The 25,696-nt window shown below is 72.3% G+C and carries 24 protein-coding genes; 13 read left to right on the forward strand and 11 right to left on the reverse strand.

All coding sequences use genetic code 11. From position 1 onward, the window contains the following. Positions 1-26: 26 nt before the first annotated feature. The 6 genes from IFT51_RS10855 to IFT51_RS10880 all read left to right on the forward strand — a co-directional run bounded on the left by IFT51_RS10855 (position 27) and on the right by IFT51_RS10880 (position 9,076). Positions 27-1,724, forward strand: a complete 1,698-nt coding sequence (locus tag IFT51_RS10855; RefSeq protein WP_192061090.1) for a DUF6350 family protein — start codon at positions 27-29, stop codon at positions 1,722-1,724. A 73-nt stretch (positions 1,725-1,797) separates the two neighbouring features. Further along, positions 1,798-2,391: a phosphoribosylglycinamide formyltransferase gene (gene purN / locus IFT51_RS10860; RefSeq protein ID WP_192061091.1), complete on the forward strand. Its 594-nt coding sequence runs from the start codon at positions 1,798-1,800 to the stop codon at positions 2,389-2,391. Then, on the forward strand, positions 2,388-4,031 hold the full coding sequence (purH, locus tag IFT51_RS10865; RefSeq protein ID WP_192061092.1) for a bifunctional phosphoribosylaminoimidazolecarboxamide formyltransferase/IMP cyclohydrolase: 1,644 nt from the start codon (positions 2,388-2,390) through the stop codon (positions 4,029-4,031). Before purN ends, purH begins: the two co-directional genes overlap by 4 nt. Positions 4,032-4,351: 320 nt before the next feature. Then, on the forward strand, positions 4,352-6,187 hold the full coding sequence (locus IFT51_RS10870; RefSeq protein WP_192061093.1) for an ABC transporter ATP-binding protein: 1,836 nt from the start codon (positions 4,352-4,354) through the stop codon (positions 6,185-6,187). Further along, complete coding sequence (locus IFT51_RS10875; protein WP_244637191.1) at positions 6,184-8,166, forward strand: ABC transporter ATP-binding protein; 1,983 nt, start codon at positions 6,184-6,186, stop codon at positions 8,164-8,166. The genes IFT51_RS10870 and IFT51_RS10875 overlap by 4 nt, the downstream gene beginning before the upstream one ends. A gap of 121 nt (positions 8,167-8,287) precedes the next feature. After that, positions 8,288-9,076: a GNAT family N-acetyltransferase gene (locus tag IFT51_RS10880; protein WP_192061094.1), complete on the forward strand. Its 789-nt coding sequence runs from the start codon at positions 8,288-8,290 to the stop codon at positions 9,074-9,076. Positions 9,077-9,217: 141 nt separating this feature from the next. Here IFT51_RS10880 and IFT51_RS10885 read toward each other — a convergent pair whose 3' ends face one another. The 3 genes from IFT51_RS10885 to IFT51_RS10895 all read right to left on the reverse strand — a co-directional run bounded on the left by IFT51_RS10885 (position 9,218) and on the right by IFT51_RS10895 (position 10,563). Continuing rightward, complete coding sequence (locus tag IFT51_RS10885; RefSeq protein WP_192061095.1) at positions 9,218-9,667, reverse strand: hypothetical protein; 450 nt, start codon at positions 9,665-9,667, stop codon at positions 9,218-9,220. Positions 9,668-9,748: 81 nt separating this feature from the next. Continuing rightward, the gene (locus IFT51_RS10890) at positions 9,749-10,087 is read right to left on the reverse strand and encodes an MGMT family protein (protein WP_192061096.1); all 339 of its coding nucleotides are present in this window, start codon (positions 10,085-10,087) and stop codon (positions 9,749-9,751) included. Beyond that, positions 10,084-10,563, reverse strand: coding sequence for an N-acetyltransferase (locus IFT51_RS10895; RefSeq protein ID WP_192061097.1), 480 nt, complete (start codon positions 10,561-10,563; stop codon positions 10,084-10,086). The genes IFT51_RS10890 and IFT51_RS10895 overlap by 4 nt, the downstream gene beginning before the upstream one ends. A gap of 243 nt (positions 10,564-10,806) precedes the next feature. Between IFT51_RS10895 and IFT51_RS10900 the strand changes: the two genes are divergently transcribed. Next, positions 10,807-11,433 (forward strand): NAD(P)-dependent oxidoreductase, encoded by a 627-nt coding sequence (locus IFT51_RS10900; protein ID WP_192061098.1) that lies wholly within the window; start codon positions 10,807-10,809, stop codon positions 11,431-11,433. Positions 11,434-11,482: 49 nt separating this feature from the next. Here the strand turns inward: IFT51_RS10900 and IFT51_RS10905 are convergent, their stop codons facing one another. Further along, a complete protein-coding gene (locus IFT51_RS10905; RefSeq protein WP_192061099.1) occupies positions 11,483-12,463 on the reverse strand; it encodes an NAD-dependent epimerase/dehydratase family protein in 981 nt (326 codons plus the stop codon). 261 nt (positions 12,464-12,724) lie between these two features. Between IFT51_RS10905 and IFT51_RS10910 the strand changes: the two genes are divergently transcribed. Together IFT51_RS10910 and IFT51_RS15630 are read left to right on the forward strand one after the other, a co-directional pair. Further along, a complete protein-coding gene (locus tag IFT51_RS10910) occupies positions 12,725-14,659 on the forward strand; it encodes an AMP-binding protein (protein ID WP_192061100.1) in 1,935 nt (644 codons plus the stop codon). A 205-nt stretch (positions 14,660-14,864) separates the two neighbouring features. Beyond that, a complete protein-coding gene (locus IFT51_RS15630) occupies positions 14,865-15,965 on the forward strand; it encodes a M23 family metallopeptidase (RefSeq protein ID WP_192061101.1) in 1,101 nt (366 codons plus the stop codon). An 18-nt stretch (positions 15,966-15,983) separates the two neighbouring features. Here the strand turns inward: IFT51_RS15630 and purU are convergent, their stop codons facing one another. From purU to IFT51_RS10945, 6 genes are all read right to left on the reverse strand, one after another. After that, positions 15,984-16,883, reverse strand: a complete 900-nt coding sequence (gene purU / locus IFT51_RS10920) for a formyltetrahydrofolate deformylase (protein ID WP_192061102.1) — start codon at positions 16,881-16,883, stop codon at positions 15,984-15,986. A gap of 110 nt (positions 16,884-16,993) precedes the next feature. Further along, on the reverse strand, positions 16,994-17,407 hold the full coding sequence (locus IFT51_RS10925; protein ID WP_192061103.1) for a DUF1304 domain-containing protein: 414 nt from the start codon (positions 17,405-17,407) through the stop codon (positions 16,994-16,996). Between the two features lie 90 nt (positions 17,408-17,497). Next, positions 17,498-18,172: an NADPH-dependent F420 reductase gene (locus IFT51_RS10930; protein WP_192061104.1), complete on the reverse strand. Its 675-nt coding sequence runs from the start codon at positions 18,170-18,172 to the stop codon at positions 17,498-17,500. A gap of 105 nt (positions 18,173-18,277) precedes the next feature. Further along, on the reverse strand, positions 18,278-18,526 hold the full coding sequence (locus tag IFT51_RS10935) for a hypothetical protein (RefSeq protein ID WP_192061105.1): 249 nt from the start codon (positions 18,524-18,526) through the stop codon (positions 18,278-18,280). Between the two features lie 158 nt (positions 18,527-18,684). Continuing rightward, positions 18,685-20,046, reverse strand: coding sequence for an MFS transporter (locus tag IFT51_RS10940; RefSeq protein ID WP_192061106.1), 1,362 nt, complete (start codon positions 20,044-20,046; stop codon positions 18,685-18,687). Positions 20,047-20,294: 248 nt separating this feature from the next. Next, the gene (locus tag IFT51_RS10945) at positions 20,295-20,492 is read right to left on the reverse strand and encodes a hypothetical protein (protein WP_192061139.1); all 198 of its coding nucleotides are present in this window, start codon (positions 20,490-20,492) and stop codon (positions 20,295-20,297) included. A 174-nt stretch (positions 20,493-20,666) separates the two neighbouring features. Here IFT51_RS10945 and IFT51_RS10950 point away from each other — a divergent pair, with 174 nt between their 5' ends. The 4 genes from IFT51_RS10950 (at position 20,667) to IFT51_RS10965 (ending at position 24,304) form a co-directional block, all read left to right on the forward strand. Next, positions 20,667-21,110, forward strand: a complete 444-nt coding sequence (locus IFT51_RS10950; protein WP_192061107.1) for a MarR family winged helix-turn-helix transcriptional regulator — start codon at positions 20,667-20,669, stop codon at positions 21,108-21,110. A gap of 86 nt (positions 21,111-21,196) precedes the next feature. Further along, positions 21,197-21,637, forward strand: coding sequence for an OsmC family peroxiredoxin (locus IFT51_RS10955; RefSeq protein WP_192061108.1), 441 nt, complete (start codon positions 21,197-21,199; stop codon positions 21,635-21,637). Positions 21,638-22,056: 419 nt separating this feature from the next. Then, positions 22,057-23,562 (forward strand): cryptochrome/photolyase family protein, encoded by a 1,506-nt coding sequence (locus tag IFT51_RS10960; protein ID WP_192061109.1) that lies wholly within the window; start codon positions 22,057-22,059, stop codon positions 23,560-23,562. Positions 23,563-23,677: 115 nt separating this feature from the next. After that, positions 23,678-24,304 carry a hypothetical protein gene (locus IFT51_RS10965; protein ID WP_192061110.1) on the forward strand — a complete coding sequence of 209 codons (627 nt, stop codon included), beginning with the start codon at positions 23,678-23,680 and terminating at the stop codon, positions 24,302-24,304. A gap of 192 nt (positions 24,305-24,496) precedes the next feature. On the opposite strand, the gene IFT51_RS10970 is transcribed toward IFT51_RS10965, so the two are convergent. Then, positions 24,497-25,687, reverse strand: a complete 1,191-nt coding sequence (locus IFT51_RS10970; RefSeq protein ID WP_192061111.1) for an SGNH/GDSL hydrolase family protein — start codon at positions 25,685-25,687, stop codon at positions 24,497-24,499. Positions 25,688-25,696 lie beyond the last annotated feature (9 nt).

Genomic DNA, 25,696 nt, shown 5'->3' on the forward strand with positions numbered 1-25,696 from the left:
GGGGGCTGCCGGTACAGTCGACCTCGATGAACCGCCCTGCAACCGCCGCCTTCGCCGCGCTCGAAGCCCTGCTCGTCGTCGGCATCGGCGTGGGGCTGCCGGTCGCGATCACCAGCCTGCTCTGGGCGTTCCAGTACGGACTGCAGCTCGACTGGGTCATCTTCTGGCGCGCCTCGATCGACACCTGGCTCGTGGGGCACGGGGTCGACGTGACCCTGAGACTGGGCGGGGCCGCCGCCGAGGCCACGGGGGTCGCCGGGGCCGACGCTCCCATCCACCTGACCATCGCGGCCCTCGGGTTCTCGGCCCTGACGGTCGTCTTCGGCATCCGCGCCGGTCGTGCCATCGCCGAGACCGAGCACCGGGTCGTCGGCCTGCTGACGACGATCGGCACCTTCGCGCTGCTGTCGACGGGTCTGGCCGCCACCGCCCAACACGAGCTCGCCTCGCCGTCGCTGTGGCAGGCCGTCGTTCTGCCGCCGCTCGTCTACGCCGTGCCCGTGCTCGCGATGGCCGAGATCACGCGCCGTCGTCGAGGAGAAGACCCCGGCGCGATCGCCTCCTCCGTCACCCGCCTCGTCGTCCGCGCACCGCTCGTCGCCCGCATCGTCGCAGCCGGGGGGCTGCGGGCCGGCGTCGCCATCGCGTCCGTCGTGGTCGCCTGCGCGGCGGTCGTCGTCGCCCTGCTGCTGCTCACGCACTTCGCGCAGATCATCACGTTGTACGAAGGCGCCCACGGGGGTCTGCTCGGTGGCCTCGCGCTGACGATCGGCCAGCTCGCCCTGCTGCCGAACATCGTGGTCTGGGCCGCTTCGTGGCTCGTCGGCCCCGGGTTCGCCCTCGGCACCGGGTCGGGCATCTCGCCCCTCGGCACCTCCGTGGGTCCGCTGCCCGCTCTTCCGCTCTTCGGGGCGCTGCCGACCGCCGACCTGCCCTTCGCGTTCGTCGGGCTGCTCGTGCCCGTCGTGGCCGCGTACGTCGTCATGACCCTGCTGCGCCCGAGACTGCAGGCTGCTCTAGCGGCAGCCGGTGTCGACGACACCCTGCGTCGAGTGCTCGTCGGGGTGACCGCCGGCGTCGTGGCGGGTGTCGCGCTCGGGGCGGCGGCCTGGGCGTCCGCCGGGTCGGCGGGGCCTGGTCGCCTCGTCGACGTCGGCCCGAACCCCTGGGCGGTCGGCGGCTTCACCGCGCTCGAGGTCGCCGTACCCGCCGTCCTGGCCATGATCGTGGCGCCGCCTCGGTTCGTGACGGGCGGGGGTCTGCCGACCCGCGCCTCCTCGGGGGTCGCACGCGATCCGGGGGCGACGGCGTCCGCTGCGTCCTCGCGCGGCGCCGGGTCCGCGGGCCGCTCTGCAGACGAGACGGCGCGCGCACCTCGCGAGTTCGGCACGCCACGGCCCGGCGAGTCCGCAGGAGGCGCGGCGACGGCGACCGGCATCGGTACCGGCACGAGCACCCTCGCGCCCGAGTCGGCGCCAGGCGAATCCTCCGAGGCGGAGACCGTCGGCGTCGACGACGACTCGAGGATCGCGGCACCGCGCGACGACCGCGACCGCGACCTCGGCAGAGACGAGCGTGACGACGACCGCGACGCCCGCGACCGCGACGCCCGCGACCGCGACGCCCGCGACCGCGACGCCCGCGACCGCGACAGCGCCGACCGCGACGCCGACCGCGGCGACGACCCCGACGTCACGGGCCGGATCGACGGCATCACCCGCTGACCCCTCACCGGGTTCGACCCGGGCGTCGAGGGGTGCCGCGAGGTGCCGCGAGGCGCCACGCTAGGCTTGCCGCGTGCTGAAGCTCGTGGTGCTCATCTCCGGTGGCGGATCGAACCTCCGGGCACTGCTCGAAGCCGCACACGACGCCGAGTACCCGGCGCGCGTCGTCGCCGTCGGGGCCGATCGCGACGCCGACGGGTTCGAGCACGCCGACCACTTCGGGGTGCCGACCTTCACGGTGCCGTTCTCGAGCTTCGCCGACCGCGAGGCCTGGGGTGACGAACTGCTCTCGCAGGTGCGGCAGTGGCAGCCCGACCTGGTGGTGCTGAGCGGCTTCATGCGACTCGTGCCGCCCCGTGTCGTCAAGGCCCTCGCCCCGAACCTGATCAACACGCACCCCGCCTATCTGCCCGAGTTCCCCGGGGCGCACGGAGTCCGCGACGCCCTCGCCGCCGGTGTCGATCAGACCGGTGCGAGCGTCATCGTCGTCGACGACGGCGTCGACAGCGGCCCGATCCTGGCTCAGCAGCGCATCCCGGTGCTGCCCGGCGACGACGAGTCGTCGCTGCACGACCGCATCAAGCTCGTCGAACGCGAACTGCTCGTGCAGACCGTGCTCGACATCGCCAACGGAACGATCGACCTCGAACAGGAGTCCACCGCATGAGCGGCCACGCCATCGACCCCAGCCTCTACCGAGACCGCGACACCGTGCCCGTCAGGCGGGCGCTCATCAGCGTCAGCGACAAGAGCGGCCTGCTCGACCTGGCGGGGGCGCTCGCCGGCGCGGGCGTCGAGATCGTGTCGACCGGCTCGACGGCCTCCACCATCCGCGACGCGGGGCACGAGGTCACCGACGTCAGCGCCGTGACCGGGTTCCCCGAGTCGCTCGACGGGCGGGTCAAGACCCTGCACCCGGCCGTGCACGCGGGCATTCTCGCCGATCTGCGGCTCGAGTCGCACGAGGCGCAGCTCGCTGAACTCGACATCGCGGCGTTCGAGCTCGTCGTCGTGAACCTCTACCCGTTCGTCGAGACGGTCGCCTCGGGCGCCGACGTGCCCACGGTGATCGAGAACGTCGACATCGGCGGGCCGGCGATGGTGCGGGCCGCCGCGAAGAACCACGCGAACGTCGCGATCGTCGTCTCGCCGTCGAACTACCCGCAGATCGTCGACGCGCTCGCATCCGGTGGCACGACCCTCCTGCAGCGGCAGCGTCTCGCGGGCGAGGCGTTCGCCCACACGGCCTCGTACGACACGGCCGTCGCGGCCTACTTCGCCGCGAACGTCGGCCACGACGCCGACTCTGCGAGCTCAGACGCGACAGACGGAGCCGAGGAGGCGCGGGTCGGCTTCGCCCCCACGGTCACCGTCTCGGCGGAGCTGCAGCACACCCTCCGCTACGGCGAGAACTCGCACCAGTCCGCCGCGATCTACGCCACGCCGGGTGCGCAGGGCATCGCGCAGGCCGAGCAGCTGCACGGCAAGGAGATGTCGTACAACAACTACGTCGACGCCGACGCGGCGCTGCGGGCCGCCTACGACTTCGACGAGCCGGCCGTCGCGATCATCAAGCACGCGAACCCGTGCGGCATCGCCGTTGCCTCGCCGGGCGCCGTCGACGCCATCGCCGACGCGCACCGGCGGGCGCACGCCTGCGACCCCGTGTCGGCGTTCGGGGGCGTCATCGCCGCCAACAGGCCCGTCACGCGTGCCATGGCCGAGACCGTGCGCGACATCTTCACCGAGGTGGTCATCGCCCCCGGCTTCGACCCCGAGGCCGTCGAGATCCTCAGTGCGAAGAAGAACATCCGTCTGCTGACGCTGCCCGCCGACTACTCGCGCGACGACCGCGAGGTCAAGCAGATCTCGGGCGGCCTCCTCGTGCAGGACGCCGACGGCTTCACCGGGTTCTCGTCAGAGGGCTGGACGCTGGTCGCCGGCGACGAGGCCGACGCGGCCACGCGCGCCGATCTCGAGTTCGCCTGGAAGGCCTCGCGCGCCGTCAAGTCGAACGCGATCCTGCTCGCCTCCGGCGGCGCATCGGTCGGCGTCGGCATGGGGCAGGTCAACCGGGTCGACTCGTGCCACCTCGCCGTCGATCGCGCCGGCGAGCGCGCGACGGGGTCGGTGGCCGCGTCCGACGCGTTCTTCCCCTTCGCCGACGGACTCCAGGTGCTGCTCGACGCCGGTGTCCGGGCCGTCGTCCAGCCCGGCGGTTCGATCCGCGACGACGAGGTCGTCGCGGCCGCCACGGCCGCGGGCGTCACCATGTACTTCACGGGAGAGCGTCACTTCTTCCACTGAGACGTGCCCCGAGGCCTGCGAGGCCTGCGAGGCCTGCGAGTGCTCCGAGCGCGCTCAGCGCCTCGCGCACCCGGGCCCCGCCCCTACGCCCCCGTCGCGATCCGAACCAACCGGTCTTGCGGCGGGGGTGTTCGTGCACCTATCCTGAAAGGCTGCCCAGCGCGGTGGAGTGACGATCCGCAGCGTGCCACGAGCAGGTCCGGACGACCGATCAGGTCGGGCGGATGCGGCCTCCACAGGCCGCCGACATCACGACACATCCCCGGCGGCAGGGCCGCGAGCCGCGACGCCCCCGCCAGACGACGACACTTGGAACCGCCATGTCAGCACAGTCCACCTCCACCCCGTCATCGACCACCCCCGAGCCCAAACCGTCGACCTTCCGCGCGCTCGCGCGGCTCTACCCGTACGCCCGCCCGGCCGTGCCGCGCATCGTGCTCGGCATGGTGGCGGCACTGCTCGCCGCCGTCGTCGCCCTGCTCATCCCCGTCGTCCTGCAGCTGCTCGTCGACGGCCCGCTGTCGAGCGGCGACCGTTCGCAGGTGTGGCCGGCGTTCGCCGTCGTGCTCGCCCTCGGCGTCGTCGAGGCGCTCATGATCGCCGCCCGGCGGCGCCTCGTGCTCACACCGAGCACCCACGTCGAGGCGTCGATGCGCAACGCGCTCTACGCGAAGCTGCAAGACCTGCCCGTGGCGTTCCACGACCGGTGGCAGAGCGGGCAGCTGCTCAGCCGTTCGGTCAGCGATCTCAGCCTCATCCGCCGATGGCTCGCCTTCGGGCTGGTGCTGCTCGTCGTCAACATGCTGACGATCGTCGTCGGGTTCGTCGTGCTGTTCTTCTACAGCTGGGCCCTCGGGCTGCTGTTCGTGGTCGCGTCGCTCCCGGTGTTCGTGGTCAGCTTCGCGTTCGAGAAGCGCTACTCGCTCGTCGCCCGTCGCAGCCAGGACCAGGTCGGGGACCTCGCCACCAGCGTCGAGGAGAGCGTGCACGGCATCCGCGTGCTGAAGGCCTTCGGGCGGGGCAAGCACTCGCTGCGCGAGTTCGAGAAGCAAGCCGAGGACCTGCGAGGCACCGAGATCGAGAAGGCTCGGGCCGTCTCGAAGCTGTGGCTGTGGCTGCTGCTCGTCCCCGACGTCGCGTTCGCGCTGTGCCTGCTCGGCGGCGTCTGGCTCGCCGCCGACGGGCAGCTGACCGTGGGGCAGCTCTTCGCGTTCTTCGCGACCGCGACGGTGCTGCGCTGGCCGGTCGAGTCGATCGGGTTCCTGCTGTCGATGACCTTCGACACCCGCACGGCGGCCGACCGGTTCTTCGAGGTGATGGACAGCGAGAACACCGTGACCGACCCCGAGAACCCGCAGACCATCGACCAGCCGCGGGGCCGTCTCGAGTTCAAGGGCGCCCACTTCCGGTACCAGGACTCCCCGGCGCAGTTCCCCGACCTGGTCGACGGCGTCGATCTCGTGCTCGAGCCCGGCGAGACCATGGCCCTGGTCGGTCTGACCGGGTCGGGCAAGACCACTCTGCTGGCCCTGGCGCCGCGGCTCTACGACGTCACCGGTGGTCAGGTGCTGCTCGACGGCGTCGACGTGCGCGATCTCACTCGTGAAGAGCTGCGTCGCCACATCGGCATGGCCTTCGAAGACGCCACGCTGTTCAGCGCCACCGTCCGCGACAACGTGCTGCTCGGGCGACCCGATCTCGCCGACGACCCCGTCGAGTCCGACCGGGTGCTGCGCGAGGCCCTCGAGATCTCGCAGTCCGACTTCGTCGACCGCCTGCCGGACGGCGTCGACACGCGCGTCGGCGAAGAGGGGCTCAGCCTGTCGGGCGGTCAGCGTCAGCGTCTCGCCCTGGCCCGGGCGATCGCCGCCCGCCCCGCCGTGCTCGTGCTCGACGACCCCCTGTCCGCGCTCGACGTCGACACCGAGGCCCGGGTCGAGGCGGGGCTGCGACGCGTGCTGGCCTCGACCACGTCGCTCATCGTCGCCCACCGGCCGTCGACCGTCACCCTCGCCGACCGGGTCGCCCTGCTCGAGAACGGGGTCGTGACCGCGGTCGGCACGCACTCCGACCTGCTCGCCACCAACGAGCACTACCGCTACGTCATCTCGTCGCTCGACGACGACACCACCACCCGAGACGAGGTGCTCGCATGAGCGACCAGAGACCGGACGACCGCGACGAGACCGGCCGCGACCAGACGGGCCGCGACCAGACGGGCCGCGACCAGACCGACCGCGACCAGACCGGCCGCGACCAGACCGGCGACGCCGGGCGTGAGGCCCTCGACGGCCGCACCCCGGCCGAGAAGCGCGTCGGGCGGGGCTCGACCACCGAGGGGGTCAGAGGCGAGGAGCGCGACGACTTCACCCGCGACGAGAGCAAGCGACTCCGGGGGCGTTCGCTGCGCCTCCTCGGCTCGCTGGTCCACCCGCTGCGATGGCGGCTCGTCGTCATGGGCGTCATCGTCGTCGTCAGCGTCGGGGCCCAGGTCGCCGGCCCTGCCCTGATCGCGTTCGGCATCGACCGCGCCCTGCCCGCCCTAATGGACCAGCAGGACTGGGCGCCGGCCATCCTCGTGGTCGTCGTGTACCTCGTCACCGGCGTGATCGGCGCCGTGCTGATGGCGCAGTACACGGTGCTGTCGGCGCGTATCAGCCAGGCGATCCTGATCGACCTGCGCAAGCGGCTGTTCCTGCACACGCAGCGACTGAGCCTCGAGTTCCACGAGACGTACACCTCGGGGCGCATCATCTCGCGCCAGACCAGCGACCTCGACTCGATCCGCGAACTGCTCGACTCGGGCATCAACCAGCTCGTCTCGGGGCTGCTCTACATGCTGTTCACGGCGATCGCGCTGGTCGCCCTCGACCCGCAGAGCGGTCTCGTGCTGGCCGTCGCCCTCGTGCCGCTGATCGCCCTGACCCGGTGGTTCCAGGTGCGCTCGCAGAAGCTGTTCCGAGCCACCCGTGTCACGAGCGCCCGCGTGATCGTGCACTTCGTCGAGACGATGACCGGCATGCGCGCCGTCCAGGCGTTCCGCAAGGAGGGCCGCAACGAGAAGGAGTACGGCGGATTCGTCGAAGATTACCGCCAGGCCAACTCGAAGGTGTTCACCCTGTTCGGCACCTTCGACCCGGGTCTCGTGCTGATCGGCAACGCCACCCTCGCCGCGGTCGTGCTGTTCGGCGGGTTCCGTGTCATCGACGGCACGCTGGCGATCGGCGCCCTGCTCGCGGTGGCCCTGTACGCCAAGCGGTTCTTCGACCCGGCCGAAGAGATGGCGATGTTCTACAACGGCTACCAGTCGGCCTCCGCCGCGCTCGAGAAGATCTCGGGCGTGCTCGAAGAGCAGCCGAGCGTGCCCGACCCGACGCACCCGGTCGACCTGTGGCACGCCACCGGCCGGGTCGAGTTCGACGACGTCGAGTTCGCCTACAACGCCGACACCGTCGTGCTGCCCGAGTTCGACCTGACGGTGCCGGCCGGGCAGACGATCGCCCTGGTCGGCTCGACCGGTGCCGGCAAGTCGACGTTGGCGAAGCTGATCTCGCGGTTCTACGACCCGACGCGCGGGCGCATCACCCTCGACGGCGTCGATCTCCGAGATCTGCACCCGAAGGACCTCCGGCGAGCGATCGTCATGGTCACGCAGGAGGCCTACCTGTTCTCGGGGTCGGTCGCGGACAACATCGCGCTCGGCAAGCCCGACGCGAGCCGCGAGGACATCGAGCGGGCGGCCCGTGCGGTCGGGGCGCACGAGTTCATCATGGCGCTGCCCGACGGCTACGACACCGACGTGAACAAGCGCGGTGGGCGGGTCTCCGCGGGTCAACGTCAGCTGCTCTCGTTCGCCCGGGCCTTCATCGCCGACCCGAGCGTGCTGATCCTCGACGAGGCGACGGCGTCGCTCGACATCCCCTCGGAGCGCATGGTGCAGGAGGCGCTGCAGACCCTGCTCGCCGACCGCACCGCGCTGATCATCGCGCACCGGCTCTCGACCGTGGCGATCGCCGACCGGGTGCTGGTGATGGAGTACGGCCGCGTCGTCGAAGACGGCAGCCCCGCCGACCTCATCTCGGGCACCGGCCGGTTCGCGCAGCTGCACGCCGCGTGGCGGGACTCCCTCGTGTGAGGTCGGTGGAGGTGCGGCGCCGGGCGCGACGACGGGCGAGTCCGTCGGAGGCGGGCGGCCGTGGCCGACCGGGGCGGACGGACTCGCCCGTTCCGGTCTGCCGTCCGTTAGCGTGTCACCGATGCCAGACACGACGAGGTACCTGCAGGCCTACGACGATCAACTCCGCACCGACGCCGAGACGCCGAGCGCGATCGGAGTGACGATGCTGGGCCCGCTCCGGCTCGTGACCTTCGCCGGCGGGCGCGGCTTCGTCACCTATCGCGATCTCGGCGGCTCCGACGCCGAGAGCATCCGCGGGCTGGTCGGCGAGGCGCTGGAGCACTTCCGAGCCGACCCCGAGATCGACCGCGTCGAGTGGAAGTCGCGCGGCCACGACCACGCCCCCGGTCTGCACGACGCCCTGGTGGCCCACGGCTTCACGCCCGGTGAACCGGAGTCGATCATGATCGGACCGCTCGCGGCGCTCTGCGAGGTCGGCGACGTCCCGGCCGGGGTGACCGTCCGGCGGGTCACGACCGAGGCCGACGTGCGGGCGATGAGTGCGATGGTCGACGAGGCCTTCGGCGAGGCCGTCGACGCGAGACAGGCCGACGCGCTGCTCTCCCGACTCGCCCGCGACGACGGCATGGAGCTCTGGGTCGCCGAGGTCGACGGCCGGATGGTCAGCGGCGGTCGACTCGAGCCGGTGCCCGGCACGGACTTCGTCGGCATCTGGGGCGGTGCCACCCTCGAGGCGTACCGGCACCGCGGCATCTACCGGGCGCTGACCGCCGCCCGGGCGCGCTCGGCCGTCGCCCTCGGCAAGACGCTCGTGCACAGCGACTCGACCGACGACTCGCGGCCCATCCTCGAGCGGTCGGGTCTCGTGAAGGTGTCCACGACGACGCCGTACGACTGGACGCGCTGACCGCTGCGTCGCTCGCGGCGACCGCCCGGCGACCGCGGGGCGACGGCGGGCGAGTCCGTCGGAGGCGGGCGGTCGGGGTGGACCGGCGGCGTCGGACTCGCCCGGGGTCGGCAGACGCCACGCACCGACCGTGAGGCACGGTCAGCGGGCCTTCGAGGCCTCCGTCGGCGATGACTCCCGCCACGCGAACACCTGGCCGTCGTCGCCGGCCACGACCGACCATGCGCCGCAGACGACCCCTGCGGTCGGCAGGTCGGACGGCCACCAGTCGGGGGAGACGGGCGGGGCCGACTCGAGCGGATCGGCAGGGGTGCAGCCGGCGGTGTCGGCGAGGGGAGTCGTCGTGCGGAACGTGAGAACCGCCTCCTCGGGATCGTCCCGGAGCGAGACCGCGCGGATCGACGTGGCGTCCGAGGGGACCCACCCGGCGAGCACGAACGACCGCGTGCCCGACTTCGGCGCCTCGCCGTAGCTGTCGAACTCGAAGCTCCGCTCGTCGGACCCGAGGCTGCCGAGCGAGCAGGCGGCGAGGCCGAACGCGAGTGCGGAGACGAGGGCGGTCGCGGCGACGAGACGGGTGACGGAGGGCATGCTCCGAGCCAAGCGCCTCCCGGCGCCGAGCGGATCAGCCCGGAGTCGAGACGGTCTCATCCGTCAGGAGGATCGTGCCGGTCAGGGCTCCCAGGAGGCGCGCTCGAGATCCACCCGGAACGCACCCGCCCGAGACCACCGCAGCGGCGTGCCCTCCACCCGGTACATCTCGAGAGCGCGGCTCTCGTGGTCGCGGGGCGCATGCCCGGACGCCCGGATGACGCGCCACCACGGCAGCTCGGACCCCGCGTACGCCATCACCTGCCCGACCGCGCGGGAGGCCCGCGAACCGAGCACGGCCGCTATCGACCCGTACGTCATGACACGGCCCGCCGGGATGGACTCGACGACCTCGACCACGCGCGAGGCGAAGTCGGCACCGGGGCCGTCGCCCGCGCCCGCGTCGGCACCGGGGCTCACGCCGGGGTCAGCCTCAGCGCGGCGAAGTGCTCGCCGTACGGGGTCTCGCCGACGACCTCGAAGCCGATGCGGGCGAAGAACTCCTCGGGCCCGTCGTCGCCGGGTTCGTACATGACCGTCAGTCGGTCGAACCCCCGGCTGCGGGCCTCGTCGGCCAGAGCGTGCACGGCGAACCGCCCGACGCCGCGGCCCTGCGCATCGGCCTCGACGTTGATGCGCCAGATGCAGCTGCGCAGCTTCTCGTCGTCGGCCGAGGCGTCGAAGTTGCCCATGATGAAGCCGACGACCGTGCTGTCGCCATCGGCGCCGTCGACATCGACGACGACGCGCGGCCAGGCGGTCGTCGGATTGACGTACGCCTCGGCGATCGAGTGCGACACGGGGGCCACGTACTGCTCTTGGCCCGGCTTGAGCGTCAGGTTGTTGGCCGCGACCACGGTCGCGGCGGACAGTTCTTCGAGGCGGAGATCCGACATGCCCTCAGGCTACTGGCGGCGGCGCTCGCGGCACCAGCACCGACCCCGGCCTCGACCCGGCCGACCCGCGCCACCTGACAGCGCGCTCGGGTTCGGCCCTGAGATCGCTGGCCGCTGGCGGTTCGAGGTGGCGCCGCCGGGTGGCAGGGAGTTGGCTTGCATATTCAAGTCATCGACCGACACGGTGACCTCTCGGCACGCCGGTTCCGGCCATGCCCCATCCGCGCCTCGAAGGAGCCCCCCGTGAAGATCCTCCTGCTCGGAGCGACCGGAGGCGTCGGCTCGCACCTCCTCCGCACCACCCTCGCCGCGGGGCACGACGTGCGGGTGCTCGTCCGCGACGCGACCGCCCTCGACACCAGCGACGGGGTCGACGTCGTCGTCGGCGACGCGACCACCGCCTCCCACATGGCCGAGGCGGTCGACGGGCGCGACGTCGTGCTGAACGCCGTGGGCTCGCGCAACTTCCGGGTGCCGGTCGAGCTCGAGGTGGGGCGCGTGCTGCTGCCCGCCATGGACGCCGCCGGCGTCGAGCGCCTGATCGTCTGCTCGGCGTTCGGGGTCGGCGACAGCGAACGCGACGCCGGACCCCTGCAGAAGATGTTCTTCCACAGCGTGCTGGGCAGGGTCTACGCCGCCAAGGAGGTCGCCGACGCCGAGGTCCGCGCCAGCGACCTCGACTGGACCCTCGTCTACCCCACCCGTCTCGTCGACGGCCCCGCGACCGGCGACATCGTCGTCGCCGAGAGGCTGCCGGCGGGGGCCTCGACGAAGGTCTCGCGCGCCGACGTCGCCCGCTTCATGCTCGCGCAGCTCGGCGACGGCACCTGGTCGCGGCGGACCGCGGTCGTGACCGGCGCGGACTCCTGACCCGCGCCTCCCGCGCCTCCCGCAACGCCCGCGCTCCCCGCACGCTCGGCTACAGCGAGACCAGCCGGTCGTAGGCGGCGTCGACCCCCGGGTCGATCGCACGGCGGGCCGGGTCGGCGTCGTGCCAGGCGACGATCTGGCGGGCTCCCTCGGCGAACGGGACCCGCGCCTCCCAGTCCGGAGCGATCGCGCGGATCTTCGCCGTGTCGAACACGGCCGGGTGGCTGCGATCGCCGCAGAGGTCGGCGGTCCACTCGGGAACGGTCTCGGTGATGTCGTGCGTGGTGCGGTGGACGAGGTGCAGCGGCGCCCCGGCGGCGTCGGCGAGATCGCGCGCGATCATGTTCCAGGTGAGCTGCTCGGGCGCCATGATGCTGAACGCCTCGCCCATCGCGTCGGGGTGGCCGAGCAGCGCGACGAACGCCCGCGCGAAGTCGGTGGAGTGCGTCAGCGCCCACATCGACGTGCCGTCGCCGTGCAGCACGATCGTGTCGCCCCGGCGCATGCGCTCGATGGTCGTCCAGCCGCCGAGCAGCGGCACGTGCGTCTCGTCGTAGGTGTGCGAAGGACGCACCACGGTGGCCTGCACGCGGCCGGCCTGGTGCTCGTCGCGCAGCAGCCGCTCGCACGCGATCTTGTCTCGCGAGTAGGCCCACCACGGGTTGAACAGCGGCGTCGCCTCGGTGATCGGCAACGAGACCGGGGGCTTCTGATAGGCCGAGGCCGAGCCGATGAAGATGTACTGATCGGTCAGCGGCGCCACGACCCGCAGCATCGACGCGAGCTGCTCGGGCGTGAACGTGAGGTAGTCGGCGACGCTGTCGAAGCGGCGGCCGTGCAGGGCGGCGACCACCGCCTCTTCGTCGCGCACGTCGGCGGTGAGCTGCTCGACGCCCGCCGGCAGCGGTCTGATGGAGGTGCTCCCGCGGTTGAGCACGGTCACGGCCACGCCGTCGAGCAGGGCCTGCCGCACCACCGCCGCGCTGATCTGCCCGGTGCCGCCGATCACGAGGAGGGACGTCGTCGTCATCGCCCCACTGTGCACCCGTTCGGCCGGGGCCGGGCCACATCGAGGTGACGCGAAAGGGGCCGGAGGCGCGGTCCGGTGCCCCGAACGCGTCACTTCGATGAGCGGTGCGGGGGCGGAGCGGGGACCGGCCGCATCGAGGTGACCTTAAAGGGGCCGGAGGCGCGGGTCAGGGGTGCGAACGCGTCACTTCGATGAGAGGGGGGAGGGGGGAGTCGGGGCCGCATGCCGGGGGCGGCATGCATGCGGGTGCATGATGGCGTGATGCACGACGCGACCTCCGGCCCCGACTCCCCGACTCCGAGCAGCGCACCCGGCGACTCGGCGGCGACGACGGCGTTCCGCGCCGCGCGCGACCATCTGCTCGCCCTCGGCGACGACCTCGACCGGGCCGGCGCCGAGTTCCGCTGGCCCGACGTCGGCGACCGCTTCAACTGGGCCGTCGACTGGTTCGACGTCATGGCGCGGGACAACGACCGCATCGCACTCTGGCTCGTCGAGGAGGACGGCTCCGAGCAGCGCATCACCTTCGACGAGATGCGCCGCCGCAGCGACCAGGTCGCCGTCTGGCTGCACGGACTCGGCGTCGCCCGGGGCGACCACATCATGCTCATGCTCGGCAACCAGGTCGAGCTGTGGGAGGCGATGCTCGCCGTGATGAAGATCGGCGCGGTCATCCTGCCGACGTCGACCGTGCTCGGCACCGCCGACCTCGCCGACCGCATCGAGCGCGGGCTGGTGCGGCACGTCGTCGCGAACGCGTCCGACGCGGCGGTCTTCGACGCCGTTCCCGGCATCGAGGCGGTCACCCGCATCGCCGTGCTGCCGTCGGCCGGAGCCGCGGCCGCGGCCGCAGCCGGAGCCGGAGCCGGAGCCGCGGCCGCAGCCGGAGCCGGCGCCGCAGCCGGAGCCGGCGCCGCAGCCGGAGCCGGCGCCGCAGCCGGAGCCGGCGCCGGAGCCGGAGCAGGCACCGGCGCCGCACCCGCACCCGAAGTCGGCTCCGCACCCGCGGGCTGGGTCTCCTTCGGCGACTCGCACCGCGCCTCCTCGGTGCGCCCCGACGTCGTCACCGCGACCGACGACCCCTGCCTCGTCTACTTCACCTCGGGCACCACGAGCCGCCCCAAGATGGTCGTGCACTCGCACGCCTCGTACCCGGTCGGGCACCTGAGCACGACGTACTGGCTCGGGGTCCGCCCCGGCGACGTGCACATGACGATCTCGTCGCCCGGCTGGGGCAAGCACGCCTGGAGCTGCTTCTTCGCGCCGTGGACGGCCGAGGCCACCGTGTTCGTCTACAACTACGGGCGGTTCCGGCCGGCGGAGCTGCGCGACCAGCTCGAGCGCGCCTCCGTCACGTCGTTCTGCGCGCCGCCGACCGTGTGGCGCATGCTGATCCAGTCGTCGCTCGGCGCCCGACCGCACGCTCTGCGCGAGGCGCTCTCGGCCGGCGAGCCGCTGAACCCCGAGGTCATCTCGCGCGTGCAGCAGGGCTGGGGGCTCGACATCCGCGACGGCTACGGGCAGACCGAGACCACCGCGATCATCGCCAACGCCCCCGGCGGCACCATCAAGGCCGGGTCGATGGGGCGCGCCCTGCCCGGCGTCGACGTCGTGCTCGTCGACCCGGTCACGGGCGAGGTCGGCGACGAGGGCGAGGTCTGCCTCGACCTGACCACCCGACCGGTGAACCTGATGACGGGCTACCTCGGCGACGCGGCGCGCACCGAGTCGTCGATGCGCGACGGGCTGTTCCACACCGGCGACGTCGCCTCCCGTGACGCCGACGGCATGATCACCTTCGTCGGGCGGACCGACGACGTCTTCAAGTCGTCGGACTACAAGGTGTCGCCGTTCGAGGTCGAGAGCGTGCTGATCGAGCACCCCGCCGTCGCCGAGTCGGCCGTGGTGCCGGCTCCCGACGACGTGAGACTCGCCGTGGTGAAGGCGTACGTGACGCTGGCGGCGGGCGTCGAGGCGTCGGCGGAGACCGCCCGCTCGGTGCTCGCCCACGCCCGCACCGGGCTGCCGGCGTACGAGCGCGTGCGCCGCGTCGAGTTCGTCGACGAGCTGCCGAAGACGATCTCGGGCAAGATCCGCCGCGTCGAGCTGCGGCAGCGCGAGGAGGACGCCGCGGTCTCGAGCGAGCGGATCGCGGGGGAGTTCCGCGACTCGGACTTCCCCGGGCTGCGCGGGTAGTTCGGCCCGGCGCCGGCGCCGGCGGGGACACGGGCGCGGGCGCCTGATCGACACCGAGGAGGCGCGGCGCGGCGTCCACGGGCATGAAGATTTCTCGACGACATCGGCCGAGCCCCTGGTCGTCTCGCGCCTTCTTGCCTAAACTCGATGCATCCACCCCGAGGAGAACCGTGATCCGCTGCGCCGACAAGACGACGACCGTCTCGTGAGCGACCCTCGGCACGATGCTCCGCCCCTGACCCGGCGCGAGGCCCTGGCCCGTGAGCGCGCGGCTGCCGCAGCCCCGGAGGCGCGGGTCGACACAGGCGTCTCGGCTGCCGCTTCAGAGGCACCCGCCGCGCAGGCAGCACCGGTCGCGCAGGCCCCGGTCGCGCAGGCCCCCGCCGCGCAGGCCACTCCCGCGCAGCACCCCGTCGCCCGACGGCAGGCTGCCGTCGCTCGCGTCCCTATGCGCTCGACGCGGATCGTCTCGGGTCCCGAACCGCGCCTCCTGCCCTCCCGTCGTCCGAGCTTCCTGGCCCGGCGTGCGCGTGAGGCGGCCGTCCCGGCGTTCGCGCTGCTGGCGGCGACCCTGTTCTTCTCGTCGAACGTGACTCCCGCATCGGCCTCCGACCTGGGCGGCTCGGGGATCCCGGTCTCGACGGCCGCTCCGATGACGGGTCAGACGATGGCCGCGTCGCTGGTCGTTCTCGCCGTCGCCGAGCGCGACTCGTACGGTGTGACCGATCCGCCGCCGCCGCCGCCCCCGCCGCCCGTGGTGAAGGCCCCGGTCGTGTCCGACTCCGGCTCGTCGAGCCGCTCGTCGTCCTCCGACGCCGTCGTCGGCGCCGCGGGGGGCGTCGCCTCGGGTGGCGGCACCGTCGTCAACAGCGGTGCCGGCGACATCCGGTGGCCGTTCCCGGGCAGCGTCGTGCTGAGCTCGGGGTTCGGCCCCCGCAGCGCACCGTGCGCGGCGTGCTCGAGCATGCACATGGGGCTCGACATGACCCCCGGCGGCGGCACCCCGATCGGCGCCGTCGCAGCCGGTACGGTCCGCACCGCCGGAGTCCACGCCCAGTTCGGCACCTACGTCGTCATCGATCACGTGATCGACGGCGGTCTGGTGAGCACGATGTACGCGCACATGCGGTCGGGCTCGAGCCCGATGTACGTCGGTCAGCAGGTCGGCGTCGGCGAGCTCGTCGGCACGGTCGGTCGCACCGGTGTCGCGACGGGCGAGCACCTGCACTTCGAGGTGCTGATGGGCGGATCGACGCAGATCGACCCCAAGGCCTGGCTCGACGCGAACGCCGGCCGCACGCTCTAAGTCGTCGCAGCCCGCGCCTCAGCGGAAGACGATCGTGCGGGCTCCGTCGAGCAGCACGCGATCCTCCGCGAACCAGCGGACGGCCTGCGTGAGGGTGCGGCTCTCCTCGTCCTGTCCGATCGCCATCAGCTCGGGGGCGCTGCGCGTGTGGTCGACGCGGACGACGTTCTGCTCGATGATCGGCCCCTCGTCGAGGTCGCTCGTGACGAAGTGCGCCGTCGCGCCGATCAGCTTGACCCCGCGGGCGTGCGCCTGCCGATACGGGTTGGCCCCCTTGAACCCGGGCAGGAACGAGTGGTGGATGTTGATCGCCCGCCCCTCCAGCGCCGCACACAGCTCGGGGCTGAGGATCTGCATGTAGCGCGCCAGCACGACGAGCTCGATGTCGTACCGGTCGACGACCTGCAGCACCCGGGCCTCGAACGCCGCCTTCGACTCGGCGTCGGTGACGGGGTGGTGCTCGAAGCGCTTGCCGTAGAACTCGGCGAGCCCCGAGAGGTCGTCGTGGTTCGCGAGCACCAGCGGCACCTCGATCGGCAGCTGCCCGGCGCGCTGCCTGAAGAGCAGGTCGTTGACGCAGTGCGCGGCCTTGCTCGCCAGCACGAGCGTGCGGATCGGTCGACCGACCACGTCGAGCTTCGCCTGCATGTCGTAGCGGGTCAGCACGGGCGCGAGCGCCTCCTCCAGCGCGGTGCGCTCACCGGGCGCCTCGACCTGCAGGCGCATGAAGAACGTGCCGGTGTCGTGACTCGAGAACTGCGCCGACTCGGTGATGTTGCCGCCGGCCTGCACCACGGCGCCGCTGATCGCGTGGACGATGCCGGGCTGGTCCTGGCAGACGAGCGTCAGGGTCCAGTGCGTGGAGGGGGAGGCGGAGGAGGCGGTGGAAGCGCTGGAGGCGGTGGTCGCGTCGGTCACCCGCCCAGGCTACCGACAGCGAGGAGTCACGACTCGCCGCGCGGACCCGGTGCGCGCGGCGAGTCGTCACTCCTCGACGCAGGAGGCGCGGGGTGGAGGTGCGGGTCGGCTCAGAGCGCGGCGACCAGCAGTGCCACGAGGGCCACGAGCGGGAAGAGCCCTTGCGTCGCCGCCGCACGCAGCTTCGTGCGGTCGGAGAGCGCCAGCACGAGCGCTGCGGCGAGCATCGAGCCCGTGCCCGCCACCAGGAGGGCGAGACCTGCGGGGGAGGTGTCTGCGAGCTGACCCGCGCCTCCTCGGCTGGACGCCACCAGCACGACGCCGACGAGCGTCACGATCGCGAGGAAGAGGTTGTAGAAGCCCTGGTTGAAGGCCATCGGCTTCGTGAACTCGGCCTGCCGGTCGTCGGTGATGCCGAAGGTCGCGCGGACGCGCGGCGTCGTCCAGAGCACGGACTCCATCACGAAGATGTAGACGTGCAGCAGGGCGGCGAGCGTGGCGGCCACGAGCGAGACGATGAGCATGCCGCCAGCCTAAGGCGCCTCATCGTCGAAGTGACCCGTTCGATGCCCGGAGTCGACCTCGGGGCCCTGAACGGGTCACTTCGATGACGGTTACGCCTCGGAGTGCGGGGCGGGCTCGGTGGTCGCGGTGGCGCGGGTGGCCTTCGCGAGGTTCTCGATGAGCTCGGCGCGGGTCTGCGACACGACGTAGGCGGGCTGGTCGCGCTCGACGCGCCAGCTCTCGCTCAACGGTCCGACGTTGACGGTGTCGAAGCCGAGCTCGTCGTAGAGGCGCTGCACGAGCTCGGCGGCCTCTTCGAAGTCGCTGGATGTCGCGAGGGCGCGGCGGCCCTCGGTGCCGGAGGGCTTGCCGTCGGTCGTGATGTCCTTCGCCATGATGTGGTTGAAGCCCTTGGCGACCTTGCTGGTCGGCAGGTGGCGCTGCAGCATCTGCGAGACGGTGTCGACGCCGTTGTCGAGGGCGGCGATGTTCCCGTCGCGCTCGAAGTAGTAGTTGTTGGTGTCGATGACGATCTTGTCGGCGAGCGGCTCGACCGGCACCTCCTCGACGTTCTTCAACGGGACGGTGACGACGACGATCTCGCCTGCCTCGCCCGCCTCCTCGGCCGTCGCCGCACGTGCCTTCGGGCCGAGGTCGGCGACCAGATCGGCGAGCGTCTCGGGCCCGCGCGAGTTGCTGATCACGACGTCGTAGCCCTGCTCGATGACCGCGCGTGCGACCTGGCTGCCGATGTTGCCTGCTCCGATGATTCCGATTGTTGTCATGCCGCCAGCCAACGCCCTGCGGGGGTGCGCATTCTGGGCTGGGGTTCAGCGGCGGGTCAGGGAGCGTTCAGGAGGCGCGGCGCGGGCAGTCGCGGACGCGCAGGGTCACGCCCCACCCAACCAGGAGGCGAGTCGCCGCCACGGCCCCACCGCGACCGGCGTCGACCCGGTCTCGGTCGTCGGCTCGGGGTCGGAGCGAGGTGCGAAGCCGAGCGTGCCGCAGCGTGCGCACGTGACGATGTGGCGGTGGACCGAGAGTCCCGTGCCGAAGTACGGATTGGGTGCGAGGCGGGCGGTCTCGCCGCAGCCCGCGCAGCGCGTGGACCGCTCGGTCGTCGTGCTCTCGGTGTCCATCGTCGCCCCCTGCCGTCTCTCGAGTATGCGGACGAGCTGGTTCGGTGGTCCGCCCCACTTCGGGGCTCGGGTCGGGACGATGAGTCATGACTCGCCGCGGCGCTCGCGGTCGCACGGAGTGTTGCGACTCCTCGACGGCCGGAGGCGCGAGCCGGCCCCTACGAGCGCGCCGACCGCACCGCGAGCACCCGGTCGGTGACCAGCACCAGCCCGAGCACCACCACGGCGACGACGATGTACAGCACCGGCAGCGCGTCGAGCCCCGCGCCATCGAGCACGATCGCGCCGATCAGGGCTCCGCCGCCGATGCCCGCGTTGAACCCGGTCGTGTAGAACGCGCTCGCGAGGTCGCGCATCTTCGCCGGGGCGACTTGCAGCATCCGCGTCTGGAACAGCGGCGGCAGCGCCCCGAACGTCACACCCCACACCACGAACGCGATCAGCGACGGGGTCGGCTGCCCCTCGAACGCCATCATCGCGAACACGGAGACGGCGACCACGCCGATGCCGATCGGGATGCTGATGCGGGGGCGCTTGCCGAGGAACCAGCCGACCATCAGCAGACCGACGCCCCCGGCGATGCCGAACGCGAACAGCGCGGCGCTGAGCGACGACTCCGCGATGCCCGTCGAGCGCACCAGGTACGGCGCGATGAACGTGAAGAACGAGTAGTGCCCGACCATGAACACCGCGGTGATGACGCAGCTGAAGACCACGCCGAGCACCGACGGCTTCGGCAGCGAACCCCGTCGACGGGGAGCCGAGGAGGCGCGGGTCGGCACGATCGGCACCGATCCCGTCGCGGGGACCATCGTCGTCGCGGCCTCGGTGGCGTCTACGTCGGCGTCGGCGTCGGCGTCTGCGGGTCGGGTGCGGTCGTGGTCGGCCGTGCGCGCCTCCTCGGCACCGTCGGCGGGTGTCGGCACCGGAGGCAGCAGTCGCCAGACGAGCACCGCGCCCACGGCCATCAGTGCGGCCAGCAGGCCGAACGCGGGGCGCCAGCCGAGGGCCTGACCGGCCGCCGTGCCGAGCGGCACGCCGAGCACGAACGCGAGCGTGCCGCCGCTCATCGCGACGGCCAGTGCGCGCCCGACCTGTTCGCGCGGCACGAGGTGAGCGGCGTACGCGCCGCCGATCGCCCAGAACGTGCCGTGCGCGAGCCCGCCGAGGATCCGCGACGCGACGACCAGCTCGTACGTGGGCGCGATCGCGGTCAGCCCCGCGCTGATCGCCAGCACGACGATCAGCCCGACGATGAGCAGATGCCGGGGGAGTCGCCGCGTCAGATGCGTCAGCGTCGTGCTGGTCAGCACCACGGTGAACGCGAACACGCTCACCAGCAGACCGATGCTCGACTCGCTGACGCCCAGCTCGGAGCTCATCTCGGGCAGCAGCCCGGTCGGCAGCATCTCGCCCGAGATGGAGAGGAACGTCGCGACGGCCAGGGCGAGCAGGCCGGCGAGGGGGAATTTCGCGGGAGGGGCGGTGGGCGTCGAAGGACGCGCGGAGGTGATCGTCATGTGAGGTCTCGGTCGTCGGCGGGCGCCGTTCCTGCTACCCGTGTGACACGGGGAGGATGGTGATCCCGACTGCGCGCTGTCGTGCGCGCCCGGGGCCGCGCGTGACGTGCGACCAGGGTCGATGGTAGCCGAGGCCGGTCTCCGCCGTCTAGGAGGCTCGGCCGCCATCGAGGTGACGCGATCGGTGCCCCCTCCGGCCTCCCGGCAACCGATCGGGTCACCTCGACGCAGGACGAAGGAGGCGCGGGTCAGTCGGCGGAGCGGGGCTCGCCCTTGCCGGGGCGCACGGCCGCCGTGTCGGCGACGTCGATCCGGGTGACGCCGTCGCCGCGATCCTCGGTGGTGATGCGCGGGGCGTCGTCGCCCGGGTCGGACTTCGGCGCACGGGTCAGCTGATCGTGGCGCTTCTCGTCGTCGGTCATGCCGGTGGGGTCGTCGGAGCTCATGCGTGCACGCTACGCGACGGGGAGCGGACGGGGTGCGCGCGCCTCCTCGGCCGACCCGCGCCTCCTCGGCCGACCCGCGCCTCCTCGGTGGACCCGCGCCTCTGCGCCCGGCACCGCTCTGGCCGATTTCGGTTGCGCTCAACCCTGTTGCGCGCAACGTGTTACGGTCGACTCATGTCCGACACCGCGCGCACCCCGCTGCTCGACGAGCAGATCTGCTTCGCCCTGTACAGCGCGTCGCGTGCCCTGACGTCCCGCTACCGCGACCTGCTCGAGCCGCTCGGCATCACGTACCCGCAGTACCTCGTGCTGCTCGTGCTCTGGCAGGACGGCGAGACCGGCGTCTCGGGTCTCGGCCAGCGTCTGCACCTCGACTCGGGCACGCTGTCGCCGCTGCTCCGCCGGCTCGAGGCGCAGGGTCTCGTCTCCCGGCGTCGCGGCTCCGTCGACGAGCGGGCCGTGCAGGTGGCGCTGACGCCGGCGGGCGACGCGCTGCGCTCCGAGGCCGCGAGCATCCCCGAGCGGATCTGCGAGGCGACCGGGTTGTCGCCCGACGTGCTGACGGCGCTGACCGAGCAGCTCGGCGGGGTCGCCGACCGGGTCCGCGCCGCCGCCTGACCCGCCCCCGAGACCAGCCCCCCAGACCAGCAACAGTCCCCCTCAACACCTCCGAACATCCACCCGAACACCTACGAAGGAGCATCATGCCCACTCGCACCGCACGCACCGCCTGGAACGGAAGCCTCGAGACCGGCGAGGGCCAGGTCGAGATGACCAGCTCGAAGGTCGGCACCTACGGCGTCTCGTTCCCGAAGCGCTCCGCTGAGGACGCCAACGGCTCGACCAGCCCCGAAGAGCTGCTCGCCGCCGCGCACTCGGCCTGCTACGCCATGCAGTTCAGCGCCGTGCTCGGCCAGGCCGGCGGCACCGTCGAAGCCCTCGACGTCAAGGCCGACGTGTCGCTCGGCGCCGACCCGGCCGGCGGGTTCCAGCTGACCGGCATCCACCTCACCGTCGTCGGCGAGGTCTCGGGCATCGACGAGGCCGCGTTCCTCACGGCGGCCGACGAGGCCAAGGCGACCTGCCCGGTCTCCAAGGCTCTGACCGGTGTCGAGATCACGCTCGACGCGACCTTCGAGAGCTGAGCCGCACCTCCTGCGGAGACGACAGAACCCCCGCGTGAGCATCGAACCCCGTCATCCGGGGGTTCGTCGCTCACGCGGGGGTTCTCGTCTGCGGTGCGCGGGTCGCGTGACCGAGGAGGCGCGGTGCCAGGGGCCGAGGAGGCGCGGGTCGCGGGACCGAGGAGGCGCGGCTCAGCGACGCGGGTAGTTGCCGCCGGTCGAGCCGCCGCCGCCGCGCTTCTTCATGATCTTGCGCACGACGAAGGTGATGATCAGGGGTGCGAAGCGGCGAAGCAGGGATGCCATGGTGATCTCCAGAGGTCAGGGGCGGTCGACGGTACCCGACCCGCGCCTCCTCGGCCTGGGTGGCGCGGGGCGGCAGCCGAACGCGGCCACGGCTCGCGCGCGCCCCGGCCCCCGCGAGTACCGTTCGACCCCTTATGGACCGCACCCGCTGGATCTTCCTCGACCAACTCGGCCCGCACTTCGACGACGGCGGGCCGATGCTGCTCATCGAGTCGAGGTCGTCGTGGCGGGGGCGCACGCTGCACCGCGCGAAGCTGCAGCTGCTGCTGTCGGCCATCAGGCATCGGGCGCGCGATCTCGGCGACCGGGTCGACTTCCGGCAGGTCGAGCACTACTCGGAGGCCGTCGACGGGCGTGACGATCTGCAGGTGATCGACCCCACCTCGTACCGAGCGCGACGCCTGGTGCGACGGGTCGGTGCCGAGATCCTGCCGAGTCGGGGCTTCGTCACGAGCGAGAGCGACTTCGCGGCCTGGGCCGATTCGCGTGCCGGGAAGCGCCTGCTGATGGAGGACTTCTACCGCGTCGTCCGGCAGCGCACCGGTGTGCTGATGGAGGGGCAGGAGCCCGCCGGCGGTCGCTGGAACCACGACCACGACAACCGCGAGAAGCCCCCGAAGGGCGCTGCGTCGCTCGGACTGCCCGCACCCCTCTGGCCTGAGGAGGACGACATCGACGAGGAGGTGCGGCACGACATCGCCCGCTGGGAGCGCGACGGCGTGGTCACCCTGGTCGGCGACGCCGGACCCCGCCGGTTCGCCGCGACCGCCGCCGAGGCCGAGGCCGCGCTCGCCGACTTCGTCGAGGTGCGCCTCCCCGACTTCGGCCCCTTCGAGGACGCCACGCTCAGCGGCGACTGGACCATGGCGCACTCGCTGATCAGCGCCCCGATGAACCTCGGACTGATCGACCCGCGCGACGTGATCGACACCGTGGCCGCCGCGTACGCCGCGGGCGACGCGCCGATCCGCAGCGTCGAGGGGTTCGTGCGGCAGATCATGGGGTGGCGCGACTACATGTGGCACCTCTACTGGCGACTCGGCGAGGACTACGCGACGTCGAACAACAAGCTCGAGGCGCACGAGCCGCTGCCGCAGGTGTTCGCGACGCTCGGGCGGGACCTGTCGAACGGTTCGCCGACCGACGCGGCGGGCGAGGCGGTCGTCGAGGCGAACTGCCTGGCCGAGACGCTCGACGGGCTGCACCGGCACGGGTGGAGTCACCACATCCAGCGCCTGATGATCCTCGGCAACTGGGCGTTGCAGCGCGGTGTCGAGCCGTCGGCGCTCAGCCAGTGGTTCATCGACATGTACGTCGACGGGACGCCGTGGGTGATGCCCGCCAACGTGGTCGGCATGTCGCAGCACGCCGACGGGGGGATCGTCGCGACGAAGCCGTACGCGTCGGGCGGTGCCTACATCAACCGCATGACCGACCACTGCGGCGGGTGCCGGTTCGACCCGAAGAAGCGGCTCGGGCCCGACGCGTGCCCGGTGACGGCGGGGTACTGGGCGTTCCTCGACCGGACGGGGCCGGTGCTGATGGGCAACCCGCGGATGCGGCAGGCGCTGTCGGGCCTGGCCGGGTTGGCGGACCGCGAGGCGGTCGTGCAGCAGGAGCGCGAGCGCACGCGCTGGTAGGAGGCGCGGGGGCGGGGGAGCCGAGGAGGCGCGGGTCGGGCACCGGCAGGTCGTCGCCGTTAGGGTGGCAGGGTCCGTCGCACAGCGAGTCGGCGGCCGACGTAGGGGGACCACCATGCGCACCATCAAGACCACGAAGACCGCGATGACGGTCGTCACCTCAGGCGCCGTCGCGCTCACGCTGCTCCTCGCCGGGTGCACCGGGTCGAGCGACTCGAACGCCGACTCGAGCGACCCCAGCAGCTCGGCGAGCGAGAGCGCTGCCACTCAGGAGGACCGCGACCTGACCGGAGAGCTCGCCGTCACGACCTGCGCCGACGCGGGCGAGGCGCTCGGCTCGATCGTCGAGGGCCTCGACCTGCAGGACGAGAGCACGGAGGCCGACGGCCAGCTGCAGTGCTCGTGGGCCAACAGCGCCGCCAGCGCCGAGGGCGAGATCGACCCGAGCGCCCAGGCGATCGTCGCCGTCGCGCGCACGCAGGAGCTCGACGAAGCCACCATCACCTCGCAGAGCGACCAGATCGCCGGTCAGGAGGGCGTCACCGAGGTCGAGGATGCGCGCATCGGCGACCTCGGCGGTCGTGCCTTCGAGCTCGAGGCCGCTCAGGAGGGCGTCACGCTCGCCGGGGCGACCGTCATCACGCCGCACGGACTGTTCGCCCTGTCGGCGACCGGTGCCGGCGACGAGGCCCCGCTCTCGCCGACCGAGGCGCTCGACTCCACGCTGCTGCTGCTCAAGTAGCTGCCGGCGCCCGAGGCGCCGCGCCCATGAACCGGGTTCGCGAAGATGAACCACGATATATCGAGGTTCATCTTCGCGAACGCGGTTCTTCGCGTGGTGGCGCGGCTGCTCGCCGGCCGCCTTGCGCACCGGCTGCCCGGCGCACCGGCGCACCGGCTGCCCGGCGCACCGGCCCGGCTCCGCCCCGGCGCCTCAGCGCCCGAGCAGCCCCACCATGTACCGCGCGATGACCTGCGCCCCGGCGTCGTTCGGGTGGATGCCGTCGTCGGACAGCAGCGAGGTGATGTCGCCGTCGCCCGCGGCGTCCGCCGGCAGGGCGTCGCCGAGTGACACGCGCACCGACCCGGTCTGCTCGGCGACGGACTCGACGGCGGCCGCGTAGTCGCCGCTCGATCCGCTCTGGTCGAAGAGGCTGGCGAGGTCCGAGCTGAACTCGTCGACGATGACGACGGTCGGCGGATCGTCGAGGCCCTTCAGGCCGCGGACGAGAGCGAGATAGCCCTCCTCCAGGTCGTCGGGGCTCGTGTTCACGGCGTCGTTGGCGCCGAGGGTGATGGTGACGAGGTCGGGCTGCACCGCCGCCACCTTCGACAGGAACCCGTCGAGATCCGCCGCGAAGGTCGCGACGGTCGCTCCCGAGTGCGCGGAGTCGAACAGCGACACCCCGCGGTCGCGGTCGCCGTCGAACGCGGTGATCCCCTCGAAGACGAAGCCGTCGGCGGCGTCCGGATCGACCCCGATGGTCACCGTGTGCACCGAGCTCTCGAGTCCGTCCACGCTCGTGACACCGGCGCCGGAGACCGCACCCGCGCTCGAGTCCGCACCCGCGCCTCCTGCGGCATCGCTCGCTCCTGCCGCGCTCGTGTCGACCGGCTCGCCCTCGACGCCGTCGACCGCGTAGCGGAACACCCCGCCGCCCGGCGACCACCACAGGTCGAGGTCGGTGCCGCGCACCTGGTACGTGATGCTCGAGCCGGGTTCGAGGTCGACGCTGCGGTAGCCGAGGCTCGGCGTCGTGAAGTCGGGGGTGACGGCCGTCTGGTCGGACTGCCAGGCGCCCCAGGTCGAGTCGGGCGGGTACACCGCGAAGACCCCCGGCCGGTAGCCGACCCCGCCGGCGACGCCGTCGACCGGGTGCTGCCGCTGCAGGGCGTCGCGCGTGAGGTCGATCCACCGGTTCTCGATCGCGGAGGCGCCCTGCCCCTCGGTCAGCGAATCGCCGAGCGCCAGCCAGCGGGCCGACTCGGTGTCGGTCTCGGCGAGGGCGGAGTCCCAGGCGGCCCACGGATCCGCCGTGGGCGTGGGCGCCGGCGTCGGGTCTCCGCTGCAGCCGGCGACGAGGGCCGCCGTGGCGGCGACGGCGACGGCCGCGAGGGCTCGCACGCCCCGTCG

It is taken from the genome of Frigoribacterium sp. CFBP 13712, assembly GCF_014842255.1.
In the GTDB taxonomy this organism is placed as follows: domain Bacteria; phylum Actinomycetota; class Actinomycetes; order Actinomycetales; family Microbacteriaceae; genus Frigoribacterium.

Bases quoted from the DNA above. Each gene is read 5' to 3' on its own strand.
- IFT51_RS10855 (WP_192061090.1), top strand. From the start codon at position 27: ATGAACCGCCCTGCAACCGCCGCCTTCGCCGCGCTCGAAGCCCTGCTC.
- purH (WP_192061092.1), top strand. From the start codon at position 2,388: ATGAGCGGCCACGCCATCGACCCCAGCCTCTACCGAGACCGCGACACC.
- IFT51_RS10870 (WP_192061093.1), top strand. From the start codon at position 4,352: ATGTCAGCACAGTCCACCTCCACCCCGTCATCGACCACCCCCGAGCCC.
- IFT51_RS10875 (WP_244637191.1), top strand. From the start codon at position 6,184: ATGAGCGACCAGAGACCGGACGACCGCGACGAGACCGGCCGCGACCAG.
- IFT51_RS10880 (WP_192061094.1), top strand. From the start codon at position 8,288: ATGCCAGACACGACGAGGTACCTGCAGGCCTACGACGATCAACTCCGC.
- IFT51_RS10885 (WP_192061095.1), bottom strand. From the start codon at position 9,667: ATGCCCTCCGTCACCCGTCTCGTCGCCGCGACCGCCCTCGTCTCCGCA.
- IFT51_RS10895 (WP_192061097.1), bottom strand. From the start codon at position 10,563: ATGTCGGATCTCCGCCTCGAAGAACTGTCCGCCGCGACCGTGGTCGCG.
- IFT51_RS10905 (WP_192061099.1), bottom strand. From the start codon at position 12,463: ATGACGACGACGTCCCTCCTCGTGATCGGCGGCACCGGGCAGATCAGC.
- IFT51_RS10910 (WP_192061100.1), top strand. From the start codon at position 12,725: ATGCACGACGCGACCTCCGGCCCCGACTCCCCGACTCCGAGCAGCGCA.
- IFT51_RS10925 (WP_192061103.1), bottom strand. From the start codon at position 17,407: ATGCTCATCGTCTCGCTCGTGGCCGCCACGCTCGCCGCCCTGCTGCAC.
- IFT51_RS10930 (WP_192061104.1), bottom strand. From the start codon at position 18,172: ATGACAACAATCGGAATCATCGGAGCAGGCAACATCGGCAGCCAGGTC.
- IFT51_RS10935 (WP_192061105.1), bottom strand. From the start codon at position 18,526: ATGGACACCGAGAGCACGACGACCGAGCGGTCCACGCGCTGCGCGGGC.
- IFT51_RS10940 (WP_192061106.1), bottom strand. From the start codon at position 20,046: ATGACGATCACCTCCGCGCGTCCTTCGACGCCCACCGCCCCTCCCGCG.
- IFT51_RS10945 (WP_192061139.1), bottom strand. From the start codon at position 20,492: ATGAGCTCCGACGACCCCACCGGCATGACCGACGACGAGAAGCGCCAC.
- IFT51_RS10950 (WP_192061107.1), top strand. From the start codon at position 20,667: ATGTCCGACACCGCGCGCACCCCGCTGCTCGACGAGCAGATCTGCTTC.
- IFT51_RS10955 (WP_192061108.1), top strand. From the start codon at position 21,197: ATGCCCACTCGCACCGCACGCACCGCCTGGAACGGAAGCCTCGAGACC.
- IFT51_RS10960 (WP_192061109.1), top strand. From the start codon at position 22,057: ATGGACCGCACCCGCTGGATCTTCCTCGACCAACTCGGCCCGCACTTC.
- IFT51_RS10965 (WP_192061110.1), top strand. From the start codon at position 23,678: ATGCGCACCATCAAGACCACGAAGACCGCGATGACGGTCGTCACCTCA.